Annotated in this window: 21 protein-coding genes and 2 tRNA genes; 10 read left to right on the forward strand and 13 right to left on the reverse strand. The window is 71.9% G+C overall.

The window, feature by feature from the left end; genetic code table 11:
* Positions 1-70: 70 nt before the first annotated feature.
* A complete protein-coding gene (locus tag HGB44_RS10810; protein WP_061078896.1) occupies positions 71-1,357 on the reverse strand; it encodes an SAM-dependent methyltransferase in 1,287 nt (428 codons plus the stop codon).
* Positions 1,358-1,442: 85 nt separating this feature from the next.
* Positions 1,443-2,888 carry an FAD-binding oxidoreductase gene (locus HGB44_RS10815; protein WP_061078895.1) on the reverse strand — a complete coding sequence of 482 codons (1,446 nt, stop codon included), beginning with the start codon at positions 2,886-2,888 and terminating at the stop codon, positions 1,443-1,445.
* A gap of 253 nt (positions 2,889-3,141) precedes the next feature.
* On the opposite strand from HGB44_RS10815, the gene HGB44_RS10820 reads away from it, so the two are divergent.
* On the forward strand, positions 3,142-3,927 hold the full coding sequence (locus tag HGB44_RS10820; protein ID WP_231972263.1) for a glutamate racemase: 786 nt from the start codon (positions 3,142-3,144) through the stop codon (positions 3,925-3,927).
* 174 nt (positions 3,928-4,101) lie between these two features.
* Here the strand turns inward: HGB44_RS10820 and HGB44_RS10825 are convergent, their stop codons facing one another.
* Positions 4,102-5,619: a hypothetical protein gene (locus HGB44_RS10825; RefSeq protein WP_061079001.1), complete on the reverse strand. Its 1,518-nt coding sequence runs from the start codon at positions 5,617-5,619 to the stop codon at positions 4,102-4,104.
* A gap of 229 nt (positions 5,620-5,848) precedes the next feature.
* Here HGB44_RS10825 and HGB44_RS10830 point away from each other — a divergent pair, with 229 nt between their 5' ends.
* Complete coding sequence (locus HGB44_RS10830; RefSeq protein ID WP_061078893.1) at positions 5,849-6,196, forward strand: hypothetical protein; 348 nt, start codon at positions 5,849-5,851, stop codon at positions 6,194-6,196.
* Between the two features lie 183 nt (positions 6,197-6,379).
* On the forward strand, positions 6,380-6,907 hold the full coding sequence (locus HGB44_RS10835) for a DUF6315 family protein (protein ID WP_013154357.1): 528 nt from the start codon (positions 6,380-6,382) through the stop codon (positions 6,905-6,907).
* 67 nt (positions 6,908-6,974) lie between these two features.
* On the opposite strand, the gene HGB44_RS10840 is transcribed toward HGB44_RS10835, so the two are convergent.
* The 3 genes from HGB44_RS10840 to HGB44_RS10850 all read right to left on the reverse strand — a co-directional run bounded on the left by HGB44_RS10840 (position 6,975) and on the right by HGB44_RS10850 (position 10,031).
* On the reverse strand, positions 6,975-9,116 hold the full coding sequence (locus HGB44_RS10840; protein WP_061078892.1) for an ATP-dependent DNA helicase: 2,142 nt from the start codon (positions 9,114-9,116) through the stop codon (positions 6,975-6,977).
* A 97-nt stretch (positions 9,117-9,213) separates the two neighbouring features.
* Entirely contained in the window at positions 9,214-9,687 is a 474-nt protein-coding gene (locus tag HGB44_RS10845) for an SRPBCC family protein (protein ID WP_061078891.1), read from the reverse strand.
* Positions 9,684-10,031, reverse strand: coding sequence for an ArsR/SmtB family transcription factor (locus HGB44_RS10850; protein WP_061078890.1), 348 nt, complete (start codon positions 10,029-10,031; stop codon positions 9,684-9,686). The genes HGB44_RS10845 and HGB44_RS10850 overlap by 4 nt, the downstream gene beginning before the upstream one ends.
* Before the next feature lie 154 nt (positions 10,032-10,185).
* Between HGB44_RS10850 and HGB44_RS10855 the strand changes: the two genes are divergently transcribed.
* The gene (locus tag HGB44_RS10855) at positions 10,186-11,118 is read left to right on the forward strand and encodes an SDR family NAD(P)-dependent oxidoreductase (protein WP_061078889.1); all 933 of its coding nucleotides are present in this window, start codon (positions 10,186-10,188) and stop codon (positions 11,116-11,118) included.
* Between the two features lie 212 nt (positions 11,119-11,330).
* Here HGB44_RS10855 and HGB44_RS10860 read toward each other — a convergent pair.
* Positions 11,331-11,403 (reverse strand) — tRNA-Ala (locus tag HGB44_RS10860).
* Positions 11,404-11,591: 188 nt separating this feature from the next.
* On the opposite strand from HGB44_RS10860, the gene HGB44_RS10865 reads away from it, so the two are divergent.
* The gene (locus tag HGB44_RS10865) at positions 11,592-11,804 is read left to right on the forward strand and encodes a hypothetical protein (protein ID WP_061078888.1); all 213 of its coding nucleotides are present in this window, start codon (positions 11,592-11,594) and stop codon (positions 11,802-11,804) included.
* Between the two features lie 317 nt (positions 11,805-12,121).
* On the opposite strand, the gene HGB44_RS10870 is transcribed toward HGB44_RS10865, so the two are convergent.
* Positions 12,122-12,194, reverse strand: a tRNA-Ala gene (locus HGB44_RS10870).
* 154 nt (positions 12,195-12,348) lie between these two features.
* Between HGB44_RS10870 and HGB44_RS10875 the strand changes: the two genes are divergently transcribed.
* Positions 12,349-12,642 (forward strand): GroES family chaperonin, encoded by a 294-nt coding sequence (locus HGB44_RS10875; RefSeq protein WP_061078887.1) that lies wholly within the window; start codon positions 12,349-12,351, stop codon positions 12,640-12,642.
* Between the two features lie 42 nt (positions 12,643-12,684).
* On the opposite strand, the gene HGB44_RS10880 is transcribed toward HGB44_RS10875, so the two are convergent.
* Positions 12,685-13,284 (reverse strand): TetR/AcrR family transcriptional regulator, encoded by a 600-nt coding sequence (locus tag HGB44_RS10880; protein WP_061078886.1) that lies wholly within the window; start codon positions 13,282-13,284, stop codon positions 12,685-12,687.
* Between the two features lie 138 nt (positions 13,285-13,422).
* On the opposite strand from HGB44_RS10880, the gene HGB44_RS10885 reads away from it, so the two are divergent.
* Positions 13,423-15,231: an ABC transporter ATP-binding protein gene (locus tag HGB44_RS10885; protein ID WP_061078885.1), complete on the forward strand. Its 1,809-nt coding sequence runs from the start codon at positions 13,423-13,425 to the stop codon at positions 15,229-15,231.
* 158 nt (positions 15,232-15,389) lie between these two features.
* Positions 15,390-16,553: an alpha-hydroxy-acid oxidizing protein gene (locus HGB44_RS10890; protein ID WP_061078884.1), complete on the forward strand. Its 1,164-nt coding sequence runs from the start codon at positions 15,390-15,392 to the stop codon at positions 16,551-16,553.
* Positions 16,554-16,659: 106 nt separating this feature from the next.
* Here the strand turns inward: HGB44_RS10890 and HGB44_RS10895 are convergent, their stop codons facing one another.
* Positions 16,660-17,085, reverse strand: coding sequence for a YybH family protein (locus HGB44_RS10895; protein WP_061078883.1), 426 nt, complete (start codon positions 17,083-17,085; stop codon positions 16,660-16,662).
* On the opposite strand from HGB44_RS10895, the gene HGB44_RS10900 reads away from it, so the two are divergent.
* Entirely contained in the window at positions 17,062-17,601 is a 540-nt protein-coding gene (locus HGB44_RS10900; protein ID WP_082768212.1) for a winged helix-turn-helix transcriptional regulator, read from the forward strand. The genes HGB44_RS10895 and HGB44_RS10900 overlap by 24 nt on opposite strands.
* Here HGB44_RS10900 and HGB44_RS10905 read toward each other — a convergent pair.
* Genes HGB44_RS10905 through HGB44_RS10915 form a run of 3 tightly spaced genes read right to left on the reverse strand, consistent with a single transcriptional unit; the run spans position 17,591 to position 20,702 of the window.
* Entirely contained in the window at positions 17,591-18,490 is a 900-nt protein-coding gene (locus HGB44_RS10905) for a carbohydrate ABC transporter permease (RefSeq protein ID WP_061078881.1), read from the reverse strand. The two genes, HGB44_RS10900 and HGB44_RS10905, sit on opposite strands and share 11 nt — an antisense overlap.
* Positions 18,487-19,335 carry a carbohydrate ABC transporter permease gene (locus HGB44_RS10910; RefSeq protein WP_017568469.1) on the reverse strand — a complete coding sequence of 283 codons (849 nt, stop codon included), beginning with the start codon at positions 19,333-19,335 and terminating at the stop codon, positions 18,487-18,489. The genes HGB44_RS10905 and HGB44_RS10910 overlap by 4 nt, the downstream gene beginning before the upstream one ends.
* Before the next feature lie 56 nt (positions 19,336-19,391).
* Positions 19,392-20,702, reverse strand: coding sequence for an ABC transporter substrate-binding protein (locus HGB44_RS10915; RefSeq protein WP_210751449.1), 1,311 nt, complete (start codon positions 20,700-20,702; stop codon positions 19,392-19,394).
* Positions 20,703-20,924: 222 nt separating this feature from the next.
* On the opposite strand from HGB44_RS10915, the gene HGB44_RS10920 reads away from it, so the two are divergent.
* Entirely contained in the window at positions 20,925-21,944 is a 1,020-nt protein-coding gene (locus HGB44_RS10920) for a LacI family DNA-binding transcriptional regulator (protein WP_061079000.1), read from the forward strand.

Genomic DNA, 21,944 nt, shown 5'->3' on the forward strand with positions numbered 1-21,944 from the left:
GCGGGCCCGCCGGTCCCCTGACAGGCCGAGGCTCCTCCCCCGGCGAACAGGGAGGGGGTGGGTCGACCGGTCAGAACCAGGGGCGCAGCGGCACGTGCGCCTCGGTGCCGTCCAATTTGACGCCCAGGATCTGGTGCAGCTGCACCACGTCGCGCTCGAAGCCGAGCACGCATCCGGCCATGTAGAGCCGCCAGACCCGGGCGGTGCCCCGGCCGACCTCGGCGACGGCCTCGTCCCAGTTGCGGTCCAGGTTGGCGCCCCAGTGGCGCAGGGTCAGGGCGTAGTGCTCGCGCAGGTTCTCCTGGTGGCGGATCTCGAAACCGGCGTCGTTCATGGCGGTCTGGATCCGGCCGGGGCCCTCCAACTCCCCGTCGGGGAAGACGTAGCGGTTGATGACGCCCCCACGGTTCAGGGACGGGAGGTCGTTGCGCGGCCGGGTGATGCAGTGGTTGAGCAGCCGCCCGCCGGGCACGAGCTTGTCGTTGAGCGAGGCGAAGTAGGAGTCCAGGTTGTCCGCCCCCACGTGCTCGGTCAGTCCGATGGAGCTGATCCGGTCGTAGCTGCCGTCGGGGACGTCGCGGTAGTCCATGTGGCGGACCTCGGCCAGCTCGGACAGCCCCTCCTGGGCGATCCTCTTGGCCGCCCACTCGGCCTGCTCCTTGGACAGGGTGACGCCGAGCGCGCGGACCCCGTGTTCGCGGGCGGCGTGCATGACCATGCCGCCCCAGCCGCAGCCCACGTCGAGCAGACGCATGCCGGGTTCCAGACCGAGCTTGCGCGAGATCAGTTCGTACTTGCGGAACTGGGCGCTCTCCAGGGCCCCGTCGGAGCGGCCGACCCGGTCCCGGGCCCCGTCCTCGTCGTCGAAGACGGCGCAGGTGTAGGTCATCGACGGGCCCAGGACCATCTCGTAGAAGGCGTTGGAGACGTCGTAGTGGTGGTGGATGACCTCGGCGTCGCGCTGCTTGGAGTGGCGCCAGCCCAGCCCGCTGAGGCGGCCCTGGCGCATCTCCTGCGGGGGCGGGGCGACCCGGTTGACGAACTTGACCCAGCCCACCGACCGCGCGATCTCGACCGCGTCGCGCACCGAGACCCTGAACCCGTCGGCGAAGACGAAGTCCGCCATGCGTCTGAGGGCGGTGTACATGTCCCCCTCCAGCTCCAGGTGGCCGGAGACGTAGGCCCGGGCCAGGCCGACGGCGTTGGGGGACTGCGCCAGGTAGTTCACCGCGACCGGGGTCCGCACGTGCAGGGCCACGTCGCTGTCGGGGTCCCCCGCGCCGCTGCCGTCGTAGGCGGTGAACCGGATGGGTGCGTCGGGTCCGACGACGCGTTCGAAGATCTCAGCGAGCCGCATTGCTCTGTCCTTCCCTCTTGCCCTCTTGCCCTCTTGCCGGTTGCGTGCCCGTCCCCTCGGGTCGCGTCCCGGTGGTCTCGTGCCGTCAGCGGTTGCGTACGCACTTGGCGTACAGGTCGAGCAGCCGTCCCTCGGGGTCGTAGGCCTCCTTGAGCCCGGCGTAGGCGGTGCCGTTGTACAGGCGCCAGAACTCCTCCTCGCCGTAGAAGGAGTCCGAGTACAGGGACTTGTGGCCGCCCAGGTCGGCCACCGTCTCCTCGACGAGGCGGTTGTGGTGGGCCCGGCGCTGCCCCGGCTTCATGTCGACCAGACCCCAGAAGCCGAAGTTCACGTAGAGGCGGTCGTGCTCCAGGGGGTAGAGCGGCCACACGTGCTCGTCCTCGCCCTGACCGGGCCGCCGGGGCTCGCGGAGCCGGAGGGGGCACATCCACACGGGGGTCATGCCGATCTCGGCGTGGTAGGTGTCGAGGAACTCCGCGCCGCGTTCGACGCCCACCTCGATGTCCTGGATGAGGGGTTCCTGGGGCCGCCGGCCCCGGTAGTGGTTGAGGAGGCGGGAGAAGTCGGTGCGCCGGTCCCAGGCGACCAGCCTGCGGTAGACGTCGGAGCGTTTGAGGGAGCGCGGCCACAGGGGGCGCACCAGCGGGTGCTGGGTGCCGAAGGCACGGGAGCACCAGAACCAGTCCGTGTCCCAGCGCCACAGGTAGTCGGCGATGGTGAGGTAGTCGCCGGGTCCGCTGCCCGCGTAGCGCTGGATGGACTGGTAGTAGACCTCCCGGCCGGTGTAGTCGCTGGTCCAGGGGGCCTGGTCGGTGAAGCGGGCCAGGGTCAGGTACAGCTCGTCGGGGCCGAAGGCGACCCCGTCCACGAAGTCGACCGGCTGGCCCCCGTGCTCGCGGTCGGCGCAGATCAGGGCGAGGGCGTCCATGGCCTCGGCGGCCTTGTGGAAGCGCAGGTGGCGCAGGTGCACGTACGGGGAGACCGGTTCGAGCTCCACGCGCAGGCGCAGGCTGTAGCCCAGGGTCCCGTAGGAGTTGGGGAAGCCGTGGAAGAGGTCGCTGTACTCGTTGTCCCTGGTGGCGGTGACGACGTCGCCGTCTCCGGTGAGGATCTCCATCTCCTGGACGGCCTCGTGCGGCAGGCCGTTGCGGAAGGAGGAGGACTCGATGCCCATGCCGGTGACGGCGCCGCCGAGGGTGATGGTGCGCAGCTGGGGGACGACCGTCGGCATGAGGCCGTGCGGCAGGGTGGCGGCGACGAGGTCCTCGTAGGTGGTCATGCCGCCGACGTCGGCGAGCCGTTCGACGGGGTCGATGGCGATGACGCCGGTGAAGGCGGACACGTCCAGGGCCGGTGCGCCGGTGGGCTCACGGAACCGGAAGAGGTTGGATGTGGGCTTGGCCAGGCGCACCGGCGCTCCCGGGGGCAGGGCCCGGTAGTCGCGGCGCAGTCTCTGGACCGCCGCTATGTGCTCGGCGAGCCCCGTCCGTGCGGAGGTGGCGCTGCCCGTGCCCTGCTGTTGAGGAGTCATCCCAGTTCCCGTTCCGGTGTCGGCGACACGCACTCGCGTGCCGGATCGGCCATGGCCGCCGGGCGGCTGGGACGGCCGATCCACTCAGTTCTACCTACCGGTAACGACCTTGTGCCACCCCATTTGTTCCGTGTCTTCCCCTCAGTTGTCCTGCCTGGGGTTGTGTCCGGGGCACGGTCGCCACGGGCGGATACGACCCCGCCGGGCGGTGTCCCGCCGGTGCGGTGCGGAGGTGGTCGTAGGATCGGGATTCGTGCGTATCGCTCTCGTTGACTCCGGTATCGGCATGCTCTCGACCGCGGCGGCCCTGCGTGTGGCACGGCCGGACGCCGACCTGTTCCTGTCGATGGACCCCGATCACATGCCCTGGGGTCCGCGTACCCCGGACGAGATCATCGCGCGCGCCCTGGCCGGGGCCCGGGCCGCCAGGGAGGCCGCCGGGGACGCGGCGCTGGACGCCGTGGTGGTGCCGTGCAACACCGCCTCGGTGCACGTGCTGGCCGAGCTGCGCGCCGAGTTCGAGCCGGATGTCCCGGTGATCGGGACGGTACCCGCCATCAAGCCCGCGGCCGCGGCCGGAGGGCCTATCGCGGTGTGGTCCACCGCCGCGACCACGCGCAGCGGCTACCAGCGCCAGCTCATCGAGACCTTCGCCCGCGGCGTGGAGGTGACCGCGGTGGCCTGCGCGGGGCTGGCCGAGGCGGTGGAGTCGGCCGACCCGCGGCTGATCGACGACGCGGTGGCCTACGCCGCCGAGTTGACCCCCGGCGACGTGCACGGCGTGGTGCTCGGGTGCACGCACTACGACCTGGTGGGCGGACGGATCTCCGCGGCCCTGGGCGGGCGGGCGGAGCTGTTCACCGCCGCCGGAGCGGTCGCGGCGCAGGCCCTTCGCCGGATCGGCGAGACGCCCGTGGGCGCCGCGCCGGGACGGGTACGGGTGCTGGCCAGCGGCCGACCCTCCCGGCTGCCCGCCGCCGCGCTGTCCTACCCGGCGGGACGTTCCCTCGCGTCCGGGGTGGGTGCGGCGACCGTGTGAGGGCGCTCCCCGACGTGGTCCAGCGCGCTCCCCCGCACCGTGTTCTTGTACTTACGGCGGGTCTGGGCCGTCGAATCTCACTACAGGTACACGGTCATCGCAGGTCAGAACCCCTACTTCACACCGGCAAGGGTTCCGGCCCGTCCACTGGCGGAGTCGCCCGCGACCCGCCCGTCAGAGGTGGGGCGCCAGGGTCCCCTGCCCGGCCGGTCCGACCCGCACGGGACCGTCCAGCGCACCGGCGGCGAGGGTGCTCACGAGGGTGCGCACCCCGACGGTGTCGTTGTCGTGCAGGAGGGTCTCCAGCAGCGACAGCGCCGCGCGCTGGTCCCCCGGCTGCTCGCGCACGTGGCGCCACTGGGGCTCGGTCGCCGCGTCCGAGAGCATCAGGGTCCGGCCGACCTGGCCGAGCGCGGTCAGCAGCGGGGTGTCGTGCGGCATCCTCTCCAGGGCGGCGTTGACCTGTTCGGCCTGCTGCTCGGGGTCGACCTCCTCCACGGGCTGCGCCCGCAGGAAGTCCAGCACGTCCTCGGGCGGCGCCAGCGGACGGACCGGAGGCATCGTCGCGATCATGGCGCGCACCTCGGCCAGGTCGCCCAGGATCTCCCCGGTGCGCCCCAGCTCCCCGATGAGCCGTTCCGCCCGCTGCGCGGAGCAGCTCGCCACCCAGCGGGCGCCGCGGACCGAGGCCAGACGGGCGGCGGACAGGGCGAGCTCGGCGCCGCGGCGCGGCGCCCCCACCCGCTCGAAGTAGCGCGACCAGGTGGTCACCCGCACCCCCAGCCGCCAGTCGTTGCGCACCGCGCCCTGGCACACCAGGTTCTCCACCGCCTCCACCCACGCGGGCCGCAGGCTCGGGTACGCCTCGGCCTCCTCCACGGTGGGCAGCGGGACGATGGCCTCCTGGGGCGGGCAGTGGCCCAGACGGGCCAGCCAGGACAGCAGCCGAGCGCGCTCGAAGCGGATGCGGCGGTGCAGGGCCGCCCGGCGCGGGTTGGCCTCGTCCAGGACCAGCTCCGCCTCCATCCGGTCCAGCACCTCCAGGGCCTGGGCGTGCTCGTCCTGGTGACGCAGGGCTCTGACGAGGGCGAACACCCCGTCGGCACCGAGCATGGCCGGGCCGGTGGCGGTGTGCTCGTAGCGCCGCAGCTCGTTCTCGGCCCGGTCGGCCAGGTCCTCGTCGATGAGCAGGTTCACCCGGGCGAGGGTGAAGGCGGGCCAGGCGGGGGTGCGCTCCCAGCCGACCAGGCGCCGGGTGGAGAGCAGTTCGCGGCGCTGCTCGGCGGTGCCGCGGGCGTCGACGTTGGCGTGGCAGCGCACCAGGGTCTCCAGCAGGGACACCGGCAGCGGGCCGTGGGCCAGGGGCTCGGGTTCGTCGTCGGCCGCCGCGCTCACCTGGGCGAGCGCGCGCCCGCCCTCGGCCAGGGCCCCCACACGCACGGCCAGGGGCCAGTGCGCGAGGAAGAACAGGGTCGGCGGTCCGAAGACCCCCGGGACCGCGGCCTCGACCGCGCCCGCCTCCGCGACCAGTCGGCGCGCGGTGCGCAGCGCCGAACGGGCCACGGCCTCCACGCGCACCGGGTCCCCGGCCTCGCTGAGCACGGGCAGGCTCGCGACCGCCTCGGCCAGCTCCGGCTGCCCGGCCGCCCGGAGTCGTCGTGCGGTCTCCCCCGCCCACGTCCACATCGGCATGGTCTGCACCCCCTGTAAGCACCACGTGAGAACAGAACGTAGCAGCGCGGTGACAGGGCTGTCCGGAAAACGCGCAAAGCCGTGGAGCACGGGGGATCACGCGTCCTGTCGGGGCGGTCCCGGCCCGCTAGACTCGGGGGTCGTGGTGCCCGGCGGGGACCGCCGCAAGGTCCCGAGCATCCAGCCGCGCCGAGCCGCACCGTGTTGCACCAAGGGGACATGAGCGCCGATGGGATGGCGAGACCGTTTCGGACTCCGCAAGGCCAACCGCAAGGGCAAGGCCCGTTTCGACCGGGCAGCCGAGGATTCGGACATCAAGGCGTTGATCGACTTCGCCAAGAGCCGGGTGGGGGTGGAGTTCTTCGTCGAGCCGGAGACCTTCGCCACGCAGACCACGGCGGTCGCGGTCGCGACGGACGGCGAGTGGATCCGCCGCCGGTGCGGCTCGCCCGACGTGATCCGCAAGGTGGCCAGGAACCTGGCGGCCCCGGCCTACGACGTGCAGATCGTCGGCTACCCGCAGCGGATGCGCGACTGGAGCGCACGCAACAAGCGCGGCCTGTCGCTGGACGAGTGAGGGCGCGCGGGCGTACTGGGCGAGGGTAAGACTCGCCACACCGACACGCCGTTGGGGATGGTCCGAAACCCGCGACCGGGTCATTTTGGGCATTGATGACGAGTCCTTGCCGCGACTTCCTCGCCGAACGGGTTCCCTAACAGGCTTCATCCGTCGCATACTCGCCTCGGAGGGGGGACTCTGATGAAGCAGGATCTCACGGCCCTGTGCTGCGACTGCGGCACGATTCGCGAGGTGAGCGACTACCAGAGTGTGGGCGAGGCGCAGTCCGCCTACGGGCTGGCCCGCTGCGTCGTCTGGCGCAAGTGCCGCACCTGTGGCTACCGCACCTACCACGCCTACATGCGCGCCGACGAGGACCGCGACGAACTGGAGGACGCCCTGCGGCTGGACGGCGCCCTGGCGGCCGAGGCCCTCGACGAGGAGGTGGAGCAGCTGCGGCTGTGCGGGGTCGAGGTCGGGCACGCCCCCGTCCCGGCCATCTGGGACGGCCAGTCCGTGGGCATGGTGACCCAGCGGCTGACCGACCGCGCCTACTCGATCGTGCTGGACCCCGAGGCGTCCGTGGTCTCCCGGCTCAAGCTCATCGACATGATGTGGAACGAACTCCTGGTGGGCGAGCACGACGACCGCTGGTTCATCCAGGAGGCGGAGGACGACGGGTCCCCCGCGTACGCGGTCCGGCTGTTCGGCTACCGCACCCGCGGCTGAGGCCGGGCCGAGCTCCCGGACCGCGCTTTCGCGACGCGGGCGCCGGAGGGAGGGCACGGCCCCGGCGCTACCCGGCGGCGGGTTCGGGCTGGCCGGCGAGGCGGCGCAGTGCCGATCTGGCCACCGCCGGATCGGTGGTCCCCCAGTAGGGCGGCAGGGAGGCGCGCAGGAAGCCGCCGTAGCGGGCCGTGGCCAGGCGCGGGTCCAGGACGGCGATGACCCCCCGGTCCTCGGTGGAGCGCAGCAGGCGCCCGGTGCCCTGGGCGAGCAGCAGAGCGGCGTGGGTGGCGGCCACCGACAGGAAGCCGTTGCCCCCGTGCGCGGCGACCGCGCGCTGGCGCGCGGAGGCCAGCGGGTCGTCGGGCCTGGGGAAGGGGATGCGGTCCACGATCACCAGGGACAGCGAGGGGCCGGGCACGTCCACGCCCTGCCACAGCGACAGGGTGCCGAACAGGCAGGACCGCTCGTCCTCGGCGAAGCGGCGCACCAGCTGACCGGTGGAGTCCTCCCCCTGGCACAGGATCGGCTGGTCCAGGCGCTCGCGGAGTTCCTCGGCCGCCTGCTGGGCGGCGCGCATGGAGGAGAACAGACCCAGCGCACGGCCGTCGGCGGCCTCGATGAGCTCGCTGATCTCGTCCAGGTAGGCGGGCGCGAGACCGTCGCGTCCGGGCGGCGGCAGGTGGGTGGCCACGTAGAGGATGCCCCGGCGGGAGTGCTCGAAGGGCGAGCCGACGTCCAGCGCACGCCAGCGGGGCTCCCCGGCCGCGCGGTGCGGGCCGTCCTCGTCGTCGTCGGCTCCGGAGCCGGTGTCGGGGCCGTCCTCGGCCCGGGATCCGGCAGCGTTCGCCGAACCGGCCGCGTCCCGGGACCCGTCCGGCTCCGGACCGCGTCCCGCCACGGCGCGTTCGGCGGCCTCCTGGGCCACCTCCCGGCCCAGCCCCCACTGGTTGGCCAGGGAGGTGAAGGAGCCGCCCAGGGTGAGGGTGGCGGAGGTCAGGACCACGGTGCGGTCGCCGAAGAGCTTCTCGCGCAGCAGCCCGCCCACGCCGAGCGGAGCGACGTGGAGCGCGGGTTGGCGCCCGGGGGCCTTGGTCAGCCAGACGACCTCGGTGCGGTCGCGCAGGACGGGTTCGAAGGACTCCAGGACGCGCACGGCGGTGTCGTGCACATCCCCGAGCGCGGCCAGGGCCAGGCGGCGGTCGCTGGCGCCGTCCGGGTCCAGCTCCCCGGGTGAGGGACCGATGGCGGTGACGCAGGCCGAGGCGGCGTCGCGGGTGGCGGCGACCGCGTTGGCCAGGGCGTCGTCGATGTGGTCCAGGCGTCCGTCGGGTGACTCGGTGAACATCAGGGCGAGTCCGTCGGCGCACTCGGTCAGGCGTTCGCTGATCCCGGGTTCGACCAGGCGGGCGGCGCGCTTGGCCGCGGCGTTGACGGTGCGCTCGCCCAGGACGCCGGTGGCCACGGAGGTGGCGCGGTCGACGAGTTCGTGCGCCTCGTCGATCATGATCGTGTTGTGCTCGGGCAGGATGTGGTAGCCCTGCGACATGTCGATGGAGAGCATGGCGTGGTTGGTGACCACCACGTCCACGCCCTGGGTCGCCTCGCGGGCGAACTCGGCGAAGCACTCCTGGCCGAAGGGACAGATGCGGGCGCCCATGCACTCGTTGGCGGCCACCGACACCTGGCGCCAGGCCAGGTCGCTGACGCCGGGGACGAGTTCGTCGCGGTCGCCGGTGACGGTGTCCTCGGCCCACTCGTGCAGGCGGGCCACCTGACGGCCCAGTGAGGAGAGCTGGCGCGGGTCGAACAGCTCGGTGTCCTCGGCCTCCTCGCCCGCGGTCTGGAGCCGGTTGCGGCACAGGTAGTTGCGGCGGCCCTTGAGCACGGCGAACGTGGGCTCGCGGGGCAGCATCGGTGTGAGGGCCTTGGCCAGGCGCGGCAGGTCGCGCTCGATGAGCTGGTTCTGCAGGGCGATGGTGGCGGTGGAGACCACCACCGTGCTCTCCCTGGCCATCGCGTGTCTGATCGCGGGTACCAGGTAGGCCAGGGACTTTCCGGTGCCGGTACCGGCCTGGACCACCAGGTGTTCGCGCTTGTCCACCGCCTCGGCCACGGCACCGGCCATGGTCGCCTGGCCCTCGCGGCGGCTGCCGCCCAGGGCGGCGACGGCCGCGTCGAGCAGGGTGGGAACGTCGGGGAGATCTGCCACGGATCGACAGTACCGGCCGCGAGGGACAGGGCGGGCGCTGTCCACAGGCCGGACCGGCCGGGTCCCCGGGCCCCGGCCGGTCCTTCCCCGGAGGCTCTCAGGCCATCGTGGCCAGGAGCTCGTCCAGAACGCCCATGGACTGCTTCAGGCCGTACTCCATGCCGGACTCGACCATGCCGTCGCGGTCCTCGACGCTCTGGAACACCGTGGTCGACGTGTAGAGGGTACGGCCGTCCCGCTCCTCCAGGGTGGTGGTCTCCAGGCACACGTGCCCGGGCATGCCCTCGAACTCGAAGGTCTGCACGAAGCGCTCGGGCGCGACGATGTCGTGGACCACGCCGTGGAAGCCGTACTCCCGGCCGTCGGGGGCGTGCTCGACGAACCTCCAGGAGCCGCCCGGGCGCAGGTCCGCACGGTCGATGACGGTCTCGTTCTCCTTGAGCCCCCACCACCGGGCGAGGTACTCGGGATCGGTCATGGCCCTGAACACCACGTCACGGGGCGCGTCGAAGCTGCGCGTGATGACGATGTCGTGCTGTCCGGGCTCGGCGATCACCGTGAGGTCGCTCATGACTGCTCTCCTGTGTTCTGTGTCTGCTGGATTCGGCGGATCTCCGCGTCGAGCCGGTCGAAGCGGTCCTCCCACTGGCGGTGGTAGCGCTCGATCCACCCCGTCGCCTCCTCCAGGGGGGCGGTCTCCAGTCGGCAGGGGCGCCACTGCGCGTCGCGGCCCCGGCTGACCAGCCCCGCCCGCTCCAGCACCTTCAGGTGCCGGGAGACCGCCTGGAGGCTGATGGGGAACGGCTCCGCCAGCTCGTTGACGGTGGCCTCACCCTCGGCGAGCCTCGCCAGCAGTGCCCGACGGGTCGGGTCGGCCAGTGCCGCGAACGTGAGACTCAACGGGTCGGTCGCCATCTGCGTATTCAACTTTCCTGTTAATCAACCGATACGTTGATTATGACTCGCGGCACACCATCGGATCAAGAGCGGAGCGAGAAAAATCGCTTCGAGTATCGAAGTGATAGCCTCTCGGGAGGTACTTCGACCCTCGAAGCGAAAGGAGGGGGCCATGTCCGCGTGGGATCCCCGCCGACCGCCCAGGCAGCGGGGCAGGACGATGGCCGTGACCGGAGCGACCTCCGGGATCGGCTACTTCGTCGCCGAACAGCTCGCCGCCACCGGAGCACACGTGGTGCTCCTGGGGCGCCGGGCCGATCGCCTGGAGACGGCGATGCGGTCGATCGGCGCGCTGGTCCCCGACGCGGACCTGTCGGCCGTCACGCTCGACCTGGCGGACCTGGACTCGGTCTCCCGGGCGGCGCAGGCCCTCGGCGGCCGAGGAGGGATCGACGTGCTGGTGGCGAACGCGGGCGTCATCTCCGCAGGCCCTCTGCGCCGGACCACCGCCCAGGGCCTGGAACTGACCGTGGGGACCAATCACCTGGGGCACTTCGCGCTCATCGCGCGGACCCTGCCCTCGCTCCTGTCGACGCCGGGCAGCCGTGTGGTGTCCCTCGGCAGCTACGTCACCCGCAAAGGCGTGTTCGACCTCGACCAGCTCATGAGCGCGGACGACTACAGCGGGCGCGGAGCCTACATCCGCTCCAAGCAGGCGACCGAGGTCTTCGGCTTCGAACTGGACCGCCGTCTGCGCGCGGCCGGATCCGGCACCGCTTCGCTCGTGGCGCATCCGGGAGCCGCCCTAGACCAACTGTCGCCCCGCCGCGAGGGGGTCAACGGGTCCTCCGGGGTGACTCGCGCGCTGTACTCGCTCGCCTCCGCGTTCGTCCAGGGCAAGCACCGGGGCGCCTGGCCGGTCGTCCGCGCGGCGCTCGACCCCGAGGGCGTCGGCGGCGGGTACTACGGACCCTCACGTCTGGTGGTCGGCAGGCCGGAACCCGTACAGCCCCCCGCAGCGAGCACGGATCCCGGGGCCGGCGACCGCCTGTGGGCCCTCTCCGAGGAGCTCACCGGCACGCCGTTCACCATCCCCGCGGAATGATCCCGCGGCCCCGGCCACAGGGGGAGCGCCTCGGGGGTTCGGGGTCTGCCCCGGAGAGCATCGCGGGCAGCAGCCCCACGGCCAGGGGCGCGCCGCGAAGCGCGAAGGCCGAGCGGTGCGCCGGGGGCCTGGAGGGTCTAGGGGGTATCCCCCAAAGGAAACAGGCCCGCGGGGAAGGCGGACCAGGTCCACCGACCACGCGGGCCTCGATGTGGAGCTATGGGGATTCGAACCCCAGACCTCCTCCATGCCATGGAGGCGCGCTACCAACTGCGCCATAGCCCCGTGTGCCTTGCGGCGACGGTTCGATTCTATCGGACGTGCGAGGGTGGGATGACCAGCCGCGGTGTCGGCCACCCCACACGCCCCCGCGCCTCCGGTGCCCCGCAGGCGTTCCGGAACGCCCGGGACGCAGCCCGACCGCACGCACCGGAATCCTCTTCAACGGCCCCCGAACGGGCACATGAGAGGACATGAGCGACAGACCACGACAGAACCCGGTCGACACCCTGGTCCGCTGGGAGGACCACGGCGCCGTGTGGCGGGTGGTGGGGCGGACCGCCTCCGAGGTGACGGTGGCCCTGTGCCGGTGCGACGGGGGCGAGGAGGTGGAGCGCCTGGTCTCCGGCGACCCGGACCTCCTCGCCTTCGTGGACGGTCGGGCCAGCCCTCCTCCGACTCCCTGACCGGTACCGCCGCCGGGGTGACGGAGCGCAGCCGCACGAACGGCGCACCAGGGGTCTTCCCCGAAGGAACAGGCCCGCGCGGTCGGTGGACCCCGTCCACCTTCCGTACCGGCCTCGAACACAGATCTCGGGCGCACCCACCACAACCCGTGGGGCGAAGCCCCGCGTTGCGAGGAAGTGCCTCATCTGCCCCGGCGATCAGCGCGACCCGGGCCGCGGGGTCGTCTCGGGGGTCCGGGGGTCGCCCCCCCCGGGAAACACGAAGGACGACCCGGCGAGGCGGCCGAAGGCCGCCGAGCAGGATCGTCCCGAGTCCGTGGAGCTATGGGGATTCGAACCCCAGACCTCCTCCATGCCATGGAGGCGCGCTACCAACTGCGCCATAGCCCCTTGTATGCCGGGCGGTTCCCCCGCTCGGCGATGGAATTACTGTACCGGAGGTTGGGAGTGGGTTGCGACGTCAGGGCCTGTGGATGGACGTGCGGTGGCCGGTTTCCGCGCCGAATACCCTGGAGTGGTGCCCGAATCAAAGCTTGAGATCCAGATGCTCCACGACCGCCTGCTGGTGAGGACGGTCCCGGACAGGACCGAGCGGCGCAGCAGCGCCGGACTGGTCATCCCGGACACGGTCAAGCTGGCGACCAGGCTCGCGTGGGGAGAGGTCGTCGGCGCCGGAACCAGCGCCCGCCACGTGAAGACCGGGGACCGGGTGCTCTTCGACCCCGAGGAGCAGGGCGAGGTCGAACTGAACGGCGAGCGCTACGTGATCCTGCGCGAGCGCGACGTGCACGCCGTCGCCAACGAGGCCCCCGAGCACGGCACCGGCCTGTACCTGTAGCCGCCGCGCCCGCCCGGCGGGCCCTTCGCGCGCAGTCCCGATTCAGGCGCCCGCGCCGTTCGCGTCGGGGTTCGCGACGGCCTTGACCAGCGAGTGCACGCACAGGTTGAGGGCCTCGTAGGCGGGCGTGCGGCTGACGCTCACGTAGGCCCAGGCCGCGTAGAGCCCCGACCACAGGAGCTGCTGCGCCCAGATCGGCGTGATCCTGGGGTCGATGCTGCCGTCGGCGTGGCCGCGTTCGACCAGGGCGAACAGGGCCCGGTCCGCCTCCCCGCACTCCTCCTCCAGCAGTTCGTCCCAGGAGTCGTCGGCCCCGAAGGCCAGCATGACCACCTTCTGGAGCCCGAAGTACTCGGGCACGAGCCGCCGGAAGGCCTCAAGCCCGGTGCCCTCGGTGGTGCGCGCCCGCTCGGTGGCCTCGTTGACGAGTTCGTCGGCGTACTCGCCGAGTGCGCACACCAGGTCGGCGCGTTCGGCGAAGTAGCGCTGGAGCGTACTGCGCGCCACACCCGCGGTTCTGGCCACCTGGGACAGGGGGGCCGAGGAGTTCTCCCCGAGCACCTTCACCGCCGCCTCGAGGATCGCGCGCCGGGTCCGGGCGCGGGTCCTCGTCTCTTCGTCTGAGGGAGCGCTCTTCACCATGCCCTCATCCTAGGCTTGTCGGTAATTGGTTGACAATAATCGGTCACATATGACCTACTTCAAAGCATGACTGATCCATCAAAGGTAGATACCGACTCGAACCCGGGCGCGCCCGAACCCCGGTTCGCCCAGCTCCGGGTGCTGTGGTCGTTCGTGCGCCCGCACCGGAACAAGCTGGTGCTGGGCCTGGTCCTGGCCCTGTTCGGCTCGGCGCTCGAACTCGCCAACCCGATGGTGATCAAGCTCGTCCTGGACACCGTCTCCGGCGGGGGCGGCCTGCTCGTGCCGATCTCCCTGCTGCTGGGCCTGTTCGTGCTGGGCACGGTGTCCGGCCTGTGGCACTGGATCCTCCTGGGCACCGTCGCCGAGAAGGTGGTGCTGGACGCGCGCACCTCGCTCGTGCGCCGCTACTTCCGAGCCGCGCTCATCCCGCTGTCGCGCCGCTCCTCCGGCGAGCTCGTCACCCGGGCGACCTCCGACACGGTCCTCCTGCGCGAGGCCGCCTCCAGCAGCGTCATCAGCCTCATCAACGGCAGCGTGCTGCTGGTGGGAACGCTGGTCATGATGGGCGTGCTGGACCTGTTCCTGCTCACGGTCACCTTCGTCGCGGTGCTCGTGGTCACCGTCCTGTTCCTGACGCTGATGCCCGCCCTGGCCAAGGCGCAGGAGAGGGCGCAGAACTCCCTGGGCCTGATGGGCGGCATGCTCGACGGCGCGCTGCGGGCGGTCCGCACGGTCAAGGTCAGCCGGGCCGAGGAGCGCCTGAGCGGCCAGATCCTCGAACACGCCCGGGAGTCCGCGCGGCACGGCATGCGCTCGGTGCGGCGCGAGGCGGTCGCCTGGACGATCGCGTTCAGCGGGATCCAGCTCGCCATCATCGCCATCCTGGGCGTGGGCGCGCTGCGGGTGTCCTCGGGCGCGATCGACGTCTCCACCCTCATCGCCTTCCTGCTCTACGCGTTCACCCTGATGACCCCGGTCATGGAGCTGTCCCAGAGCGTCACCACCCTCCAGTCGGGTGTCGCCGCGGCCAGGCGCATCCGTGAGGTGGAGGCCATCCCGCTCGAACCCTCCTCCGAGGCGGCGCCCGCGCCGGCCGTCCCCGCGGACGACGCCGTGCGTGAGGGCGCGGACGGCCTCGCGCACGCAGAGCGCGGGGGCGCGCTGCTGGAACTGCGCGGGGTCACCGCCCGGTACGCGCCCGGCGCCGAGTCCGCCCTGGACGGAGTGGACCTGGCCGTCCCCCGGCGCGGGCACACCGCGATCGTGGGGCCCTCGGGCGCGGGCAAGACCACCGTGTTCTCGCTGCTGCTGCGCTTCCTCGAACCCGAGGAGGGGCAGCTGTTCCTGGAGGGGACCCCCTACCGGGAGCTCACCCCGGGCCAGGTGCGCGGCCGCTTCGCCTATGTGGAGCAGGACACCCCGGTCATCCCCGGCACCATCCGGGAGAACCTGCTGTTCAGCCACCCCGACGCCACCGAGGAGGAGGTGCGCCGGGTCCTGGGCCAGGTGCGGCTGGCCGACAAGGTCGACGCCCTGGAGGAGGGGTTGGACACCCCGCTGGACGCCACGTCCTTCTCCGGGGGCCAGCGCCAGCGCATCGCCCTGGCCCGCGCTCTGCTGCGCTCGCCGGACGTGCTGCTGCTGGACGAGGCCACCTCGCAGGTGGACGCGATCACCGAGGCCGCCATCACCGAGAGCGTGCGCGCCCACGCCGCCCGGGCGGCCGTGGTGACCATCGCGCACCGGCTGTCCACCGTGATCCACGCCGACACCATCGTGCTGATGGAGGACGGACGGGTGCGGGCCAGGGGCACGCACCGGGAGCTGATGGACCGGGACGAGCTGTACCGGGAGTTGATCGCGGCACTGCACATCGCCGGATCCGGGGCTCCGGACCCCGACGGCGACCGGACGGAGGCGGACCGGGTGACCCCGGTCACGTGAGCGCGCGGTAGCATCCGGCCAGAACCGGACGGCGCGAACGGTTCGACGGCCACGGCCGCGGGGGCACCGCTCCCCGCGGTCCGGTCCGCCTCCTTTTCGTCCCGTGCGCCGTGCCCCGCGGTGCCCGTACCCGGCGCCGCGGCGCCAGCGAGGGATCCATGACCGACTTCGCCCAGTACCAGGACGGCGTCTACGCCGACGCGACCAACGGCCGCCTGCCCGAGCTGCCCTACCACCACGAGGACCTGCGCGACCTGGCCGAGAGGGCCATGGAGCCGGGGCCGTTCGGCTACGTGGAGGGCGGCGCAGGGCGGGAGCGCACCGCCCGCGCCAACGTGGACGCGTTCGCCCGCTACGCGCTGCGCCCGCGCAGCCTGCGGCCGGGAGCCGGGGAGTCCGGGGGGCTGGGGGTCACCCTGTTCGGCAGGGAGTACGCCACACCGTTGCTGACCGCGCCGATCGGCGTCCTGGAGCAGGTGCACGAGGAGGCCGAGCTCGCCGTGGCCGAGGGCGCCAACGCCCTGGGCGTGCCGATGGTGCTGTCCACGGCCGCTTCCACCCCGATGGAGCGGGTGGCCGAGGCGGCCGGCTCCTGGTGGTACCAGCTGTACTGGCCCAGCGACGACGCGCTGGCGGAGTCGTTCGTGCGGCGGGCGACGGCGGCGGGGGCGGAGGCGGTCGTCGTCACCGCCGACACCAAGCGACTGGGGTGGCGGCCCCGCGACCTGGCTCTGGGCCACCTGCCGTTCCTGCGCAGCCAGGGCACGGCGAACTACTTCAGCGACCCCGAGTTCCGGTCCCGGCTCAAGGCCGACCCGGAACCGGGCGGGGTGTTCACCGAGGCGGTGTTCCACTTCCTGGGCGCGTTCGCCAGCAGGTCCCTGAGCACCGACAACATCGCCCGCATCCGCCGGTGGACGGACCTGCCGGTGCTGGTCAAGGGAGTCGTGCGCGGGGACGAGGCAGCCGACCTGGTGTCGGCGGGCGTGGACGGGATCGTGGTCAGCAACCACGGCGGGCGGCAGATCGACAACGCCGTGGCGGCGCTGGACGCCCTGCCCGAGGTGGTGGACGCGGTCGGCGACCGCGCCACGGTGCTGTTCGACTCGGGTGTGCGCTCGGGTGCCGACGTGGCCGTGGCGATGGCGCTGGGCGCCAGGGCGGTGCTGCTGGGGCGTCCGTGGGTGTACGGGCTGGCCGTGGGCGGCGCCGCGGGCGTGGAGCACGTGCTGCGCGCGACGCTGGCCGAGCTGCAGATCACCGCCGAGCTGATGGGCAAGGACGCGGCGGACCTGGACGGGAGCGACGTCGTGCGCCGCTGACCCACGGCCGGTCCCGGAGGCGCCGCCCGCGTGCGGACGAGGGCGGAGACCACGCGCCGGGGCCCGGTCTCATGGGCCCCGGCGCAAGAGGACGGCCGTCCGCCGCTCAGGAGGCGGCCGGGGACTCGGCGGTGCCGAACGGGTTGTCGACGACGTAGCGCCACAGCCCGTCCGCGCCCCGCCGGGCCACGTCGGTCGCGGTCCCCCGGATGTCGACCTCGGTGCCGTCCGGGCCGGTCCCCCGGATCGCCCAGTCCACGATGAGGAAGGCGATGTCGTCCGCCACGTGCGTCCGCCGGGGGATGACTCTGATGGGCACGCCCAGGCCCATCAGGCGCGCGTTGGCGTCGCGCCGCTCCGTTCCGGTCAGGGGGCGGGCGGGGTCCAGGACGAGGATGCCGCCCTCCTCGTAGACCCTCTCCAGCTGGTCGGGGTCGCCGGAGTTGAAGGCGCTGGCGAACACGTGGGGGTGCTGCGCCGCCTCGGTCGTCAGGGGCAGAATGTCACCATGCTCCGTGCTTCGATCGCTCATGGCCACAGCCAAGCAGACGCCCCCGCGGCTCACCAAGGGGAAAGCGGCCCCTGGGACCGCGAACTGGTGCCCGACGCCGCGGGCGAGACCCGCGAGCCCTCGGCGGCCTGCCCGGTGGAGGCCGCACTGGGCGCCGTCTCGGGGCGCTGGACGACCCTGGTGCTGCGCGAGCTGATGCACGGCCCGCGCTCCTACGGTGGGCTGCGCCGGGCGCTGCCCGGGCTGAGCGACAAGGTGCTCTCCGACCGGCTGCGGACCCTGGTGGACCTGGGGCTGGCCGAGCGCCGGGAGACCGCCGGGTTCCCGGTCCGCACGACGTACACGCTCACCGCCCGCGGGCTGCTGCTGCGGCCGCTGTTGGTGGAGCTCTACCGCACCGGCCGGGGGCTGCTGGCGGCGCCGGGCCCGGACCCGGCGGACGCGACCCTGAAGAGGGACCCGGCCCCGGAGGCGGCGTGCGCCCCCGGGACCGGTCCGTTTGCTTCCGGTCCCTCCGACCGCGGTGTCAGCCCTTGACGGCTCCGGAGGTCAGGCCCGCCACGATCCTGCGTTGCAGGAGCAGGGCGAAGATGATCAGCGGGACCGACACCAGGACCGACGCGGCCATGATCTGCCCGATCGGGTTCTCGTAGCCGACCCGCTGGAAGGTCGCCACGAAGACCGGGACCGTCTGCACGTTCAGGTCGTTCGGGGCGAAGGAGAAGGCCAGCAGGAACTCGTTGGTGGAGTACACGAAGGTCAGGATGGCCGCAGCGCCCACGCCCGGCGCCGCCAGCGGCGCCACCACGCGCAGGAAGGCCTGGAACGGGGTGGCCCCGTCCACCTTCGCCGACTCCTCGATCTCCTTCGGGATGCCCGCGAAGAACGTGGTGAGGATGAAGACGGCCAGCGGCAGGGTCAGCGCCACGTACGGGATGATCATGCCAGCGAAGGAGTTGAGCAGGTTGATCCCGGTCCACTCGTTGAGCTGGAGGTACATCTGGTAGAGCGGGTTGACCAGCGCCACCGGCGGGAACAGGGTCGCGACCAGGGTGGCGGCCAGGATCGCGAACTTGCCCGCCAGCGGCAGCCGGGCCAGGGCGTAGCCCGCCAGCGAGGCCACCGGGATGCAGATCAGCGTGGTCACCGTCGCCACGATCAGCGAGTTGCGCAGCGCGAACTGGAAGCCCTGGTTGAAGATCTCCCGGTAGTTGCTGAGGTCGAAGGGTCCCTGGAGGATGTTCGGGTCGGTGATCGCCGCCGACCCCGACCGCAGGCTGGTCATGCCCATCCACAGGAACGGGAACAGGCACCACAGCAGCACCACGGCCAGCCCGAGCAGCTTGAGGGTGTTGCCCACCGCCGGGTGGACGCGTCGGCGCGGCTTGTGCACCGACCCGCTCGGCCTCACCGTCTCGGCCGTCATCGCTTCTCCTTCCGCGGCGCCTCACCGATCATGTGGCGACCCATCCGGCTGATGAAGGCCAGGCCGACGAGCATGACGATGACGAACGTGACCGTGGACAACGCGTTGGCGTAGCCCAGGTCCGGGTCCCGGACCAGGTAGCGCTGCGCGTAGACCGACAGGGTGGCCAGCGAGTTCGAGTAGCCGGTGAACACGTACGCGAAGTCGAACATGCGCAGGGCGTCCACCGTGCGGAACAGCAGGGCCACGACGATCGACGGGCGCAGCAGCGGCAGGGTGATGTTCCAGAACCGCTGGAGCGCGTTGGCCCCGTCCACCCTGGCCGCCTCGTAGTAGTCCTTCGGGATGGTCTGGAGGCCCGCCAGCAGCAGCAGGGCCACGAACGGCGCGGTCTTCCACACGTCGGCGCTGATGATGCCGACCATCGACCAGACCGGGTCGCGCAGCCAGTTGATGTCCGTGCCGAGGACGGCGTTCACGAAGCCCGGGTTGGGGTCGAACATGAACCGCCACACCTGCGCGGCCACGGCGGTCGGGATGACCCACGGGATCAGGATGACCGCGCGGGTCAGGCCCCGCCCGAAGAAGGCCTGGTGCATGATCAGCGCGAAGGCCATCCCGACGAGGAACTCCAGCGACACCGACGCGACCGTGAACACCAGGGTGTTCCAGACGGCGTTGAAGAAGCCCGAGTCGGTCAGGACCCGGACGTAGTTGTCGACTCCGGTGAACTCCTGGCGGAACCCCCGGATCTGGTAGAGGCTCATCCCGATCGCGTAGAAGACCGGGAAGAGCGCGATCACGGCCATGAAGGCGAACGACGGGGCGAGGAATATCCGCCCCATCGCACGCTCACCCAGGCCCCTGCCCACGCGGACTGTCTGGGTCGTCGCCATGCGGCCTACTCTTGCTCAAGCGCGTCGTTGGCCGCCTGGTCGACCGCCTCCAGGGCCGCGTCGGACTCCTCCTGCCCCCGGAAGGCCGGGTGCAGGCTGTCCTGCATGGCCAGGGACAGCGAGTTGTAACCGGGCACCGGCGGGCGGGCCTGGGCCTGGGCGAGGATGTCGCCGAGCATCTGGAAGTCGGGGTCGTCGGTGTTCTCGTAGGCGCTCGCCATGGTCGGCGGCAGGCTGTTCTGGAGCAGGATGTCCTGCGCCTCGGGGTCGGTGGCCGCCCACAGAACGAACTCGCGGGCCAGTTCCTTGCTGTCGCTCAGCGTGCTGACCGCGTTGTTGAGCCCGCCCAGCGCGCTGGTGGTGCCCTCACCGCTGAAGGTGGGAAGCGGGGCGACCGCGAAGTCGTCCGTGACCGCGCTCTCCTCGTCCCCCTCTCCCGCCAGGAGCGGGATGGCGTAGGGCCAGTTGCGCATGTAGACGGCCTCGCCCGCCTGGAACAGGGCGCGCGCGTCGTCCTCGACCATGGTGTCGAAGCCGTCGGCGTAGAACCCGCTCTCGTAGGCCTCGGTCATGAAGTCCAGGGCCGTGGTGGCGGCGTCGCCCTCCAGGAAGGTGCTCTGCTCCTGGGCGTCGTCGAAGAGCTGGCCGCCCGCGGACCAGTACATCTCCAGGTAGTTGACGACGAAGCCCTCGTACTGGTCGCCCTGGCCGACGTAGGCGGAGATGCCCTCCTCCTCGGCGGCCGCCATGCCGGTCTCGTAGAGCTCGTCCCAGGTCGTGGGCGGCTCCTCGATGAGGTCGGTGCGGTAGTAGAGGAACGCGCCGTTGGAGGAGTAGGGCAGTGCGTACAGCTCCTGCTGCCACTGGGAGCTGTCGACGGCTCCCTCCAGGCTGACGCCCTCGACCTCGCCGCGCAGGTCCTCCAGGCTCTCGACGTAGCCGTACTCGGCGAACTCACCGGTCCAGATGACGTCCAGGCCCAGGACGTCGAACTCCCCCGCCTGGTTCTGCAGGTCCTGGAACATGGCCTGGCGCTGCTCGTCGGCGGTGGGGGCCAGGAAGAAGATGTCGACCTGCTGCTCGGGGTTGTTCTCGTTCCACAGGCGCGCGACCTCCTCGTGGATCGCGCGGTCGGCCCCGGTGACCGCCCAGACGAACGCCGGGTCCTCGGCGAGGCCCGCGGTCTCGCCGCCCTCCCCGGCGGTCTCCTCACCCGGGGGTTCGCCGCACGCGGTGGCCAGGGTGAGGCTCAGTGCGGCGAGCCCGGCAGCGCATGCGCGCACCGTGTACCTCTTCTGGTGTGAATGCACTGGCATGGCTCTCTCCTTCCGCGCCGGGTGGGTGTCCGGGCGCGCGGCGTCGAGTGTGTGCTGGGTCATCCCCCCGTGGTCGTGCGCAAACGATGCCACCGACTGTGTGACCTAGTCAACAGAGAATGCGTCTCGATATACGCCATGCACGGAAAGGAACGGTGTGCCGTCCGAACATCCTGCTGAAAACGTTGCCATAACCCGGGTCACGCTCCTACCGTGGACGGCATGGCCAGCCAACCCGCGAGCATGCGGGACGTCGCCCGTCGAGCGGGGGTCTCCCTCTCGACGGTCTCCCGTGTGCTGCGCGGGGCCCCCGGGGTCGCCCCGGAGGTCCGCCAGCGCGTCCAGCGGGCCGCGGACGAGTTGGCCTACGTGGTCTCACGCAACGCCTCGGGTCTGGTCACCGGCCGCACGGGGCGGGTCGCGGTGGTCGTGCCCTTCCTCCAGCCGTGGTTCTTCGGGGTGGTCCTCGCGGGTATCAGCGACGCGCTGCGCGAGGCGGACCTGGACATGCTCGTCTACCAGGTCGGCGAGACGCGGGCCCGGCAGGGCTGGACGCGGGCGCTGCCGCTGCGGCGCAACACCGACGCCGTGGTCACCGTGTCCATGGACCTGTCCGAGGAGGAGTGCCACCGGCTGGACGACGTGGGCGTGCCCGTGGTGCTGGTCGGGCAGAGGGTGCCCGGTCGGGCCAGCGTGTACATCGACGACCGGGCCGGTGCCGCGGGGGCCACCCGGCACCTGCTCAACCTGGGGCACACGCGCGTGGCCTACATCGCCTCCCTGTCCGGAACCTGGTCCAGCACCAGCTCACGGCACCGGCTGGAGGGGCACGAGGCGGCCATGGTGGAGGCGGGGCTGGCACCGCGGAGCGTGGCCAAGGCCACCGGGCACACGGGCGGTGAGCTGGCCATGGGAGAACTGCTGTCGGACCACGATCCGCCCACGGCCGTGCTGGCGGAGTTCGACGACATCGCGCTGGGCGCGTACCGCACGCTGCGCCGCTCGGGCGTGCGCGTGCCGGACTCGATCTCCCTCATGGGCTTCGACAACCACGACACCGCGGCGGTGATGGATCTGACCACCGTCGACCAGGCTCCCTACGACACCGGGCTGACCGCGGGTCGGCTCACCGTGGACATCCTCGGCGGGACGGCCGGGCGCCTCCAGGTGGAGATGCCCACCCAGCTCATCCTGAGGCAGTCCACCGCCGCGCCCCGGGGCACGCGCGGCCTGTTCTCATGA

The sequence above is a fragment of the Nocardiopsis alborubida genome (genome assembly GCF_012396365.1).
In the GTDB taxonomy this organism is placed as follows: Bacteria; Actinomycetota; Actinomycetes; order Streptosporangiales; family Streptosporangiaceae; genus Nocardiopsis; species Nocardiopsis alborubida.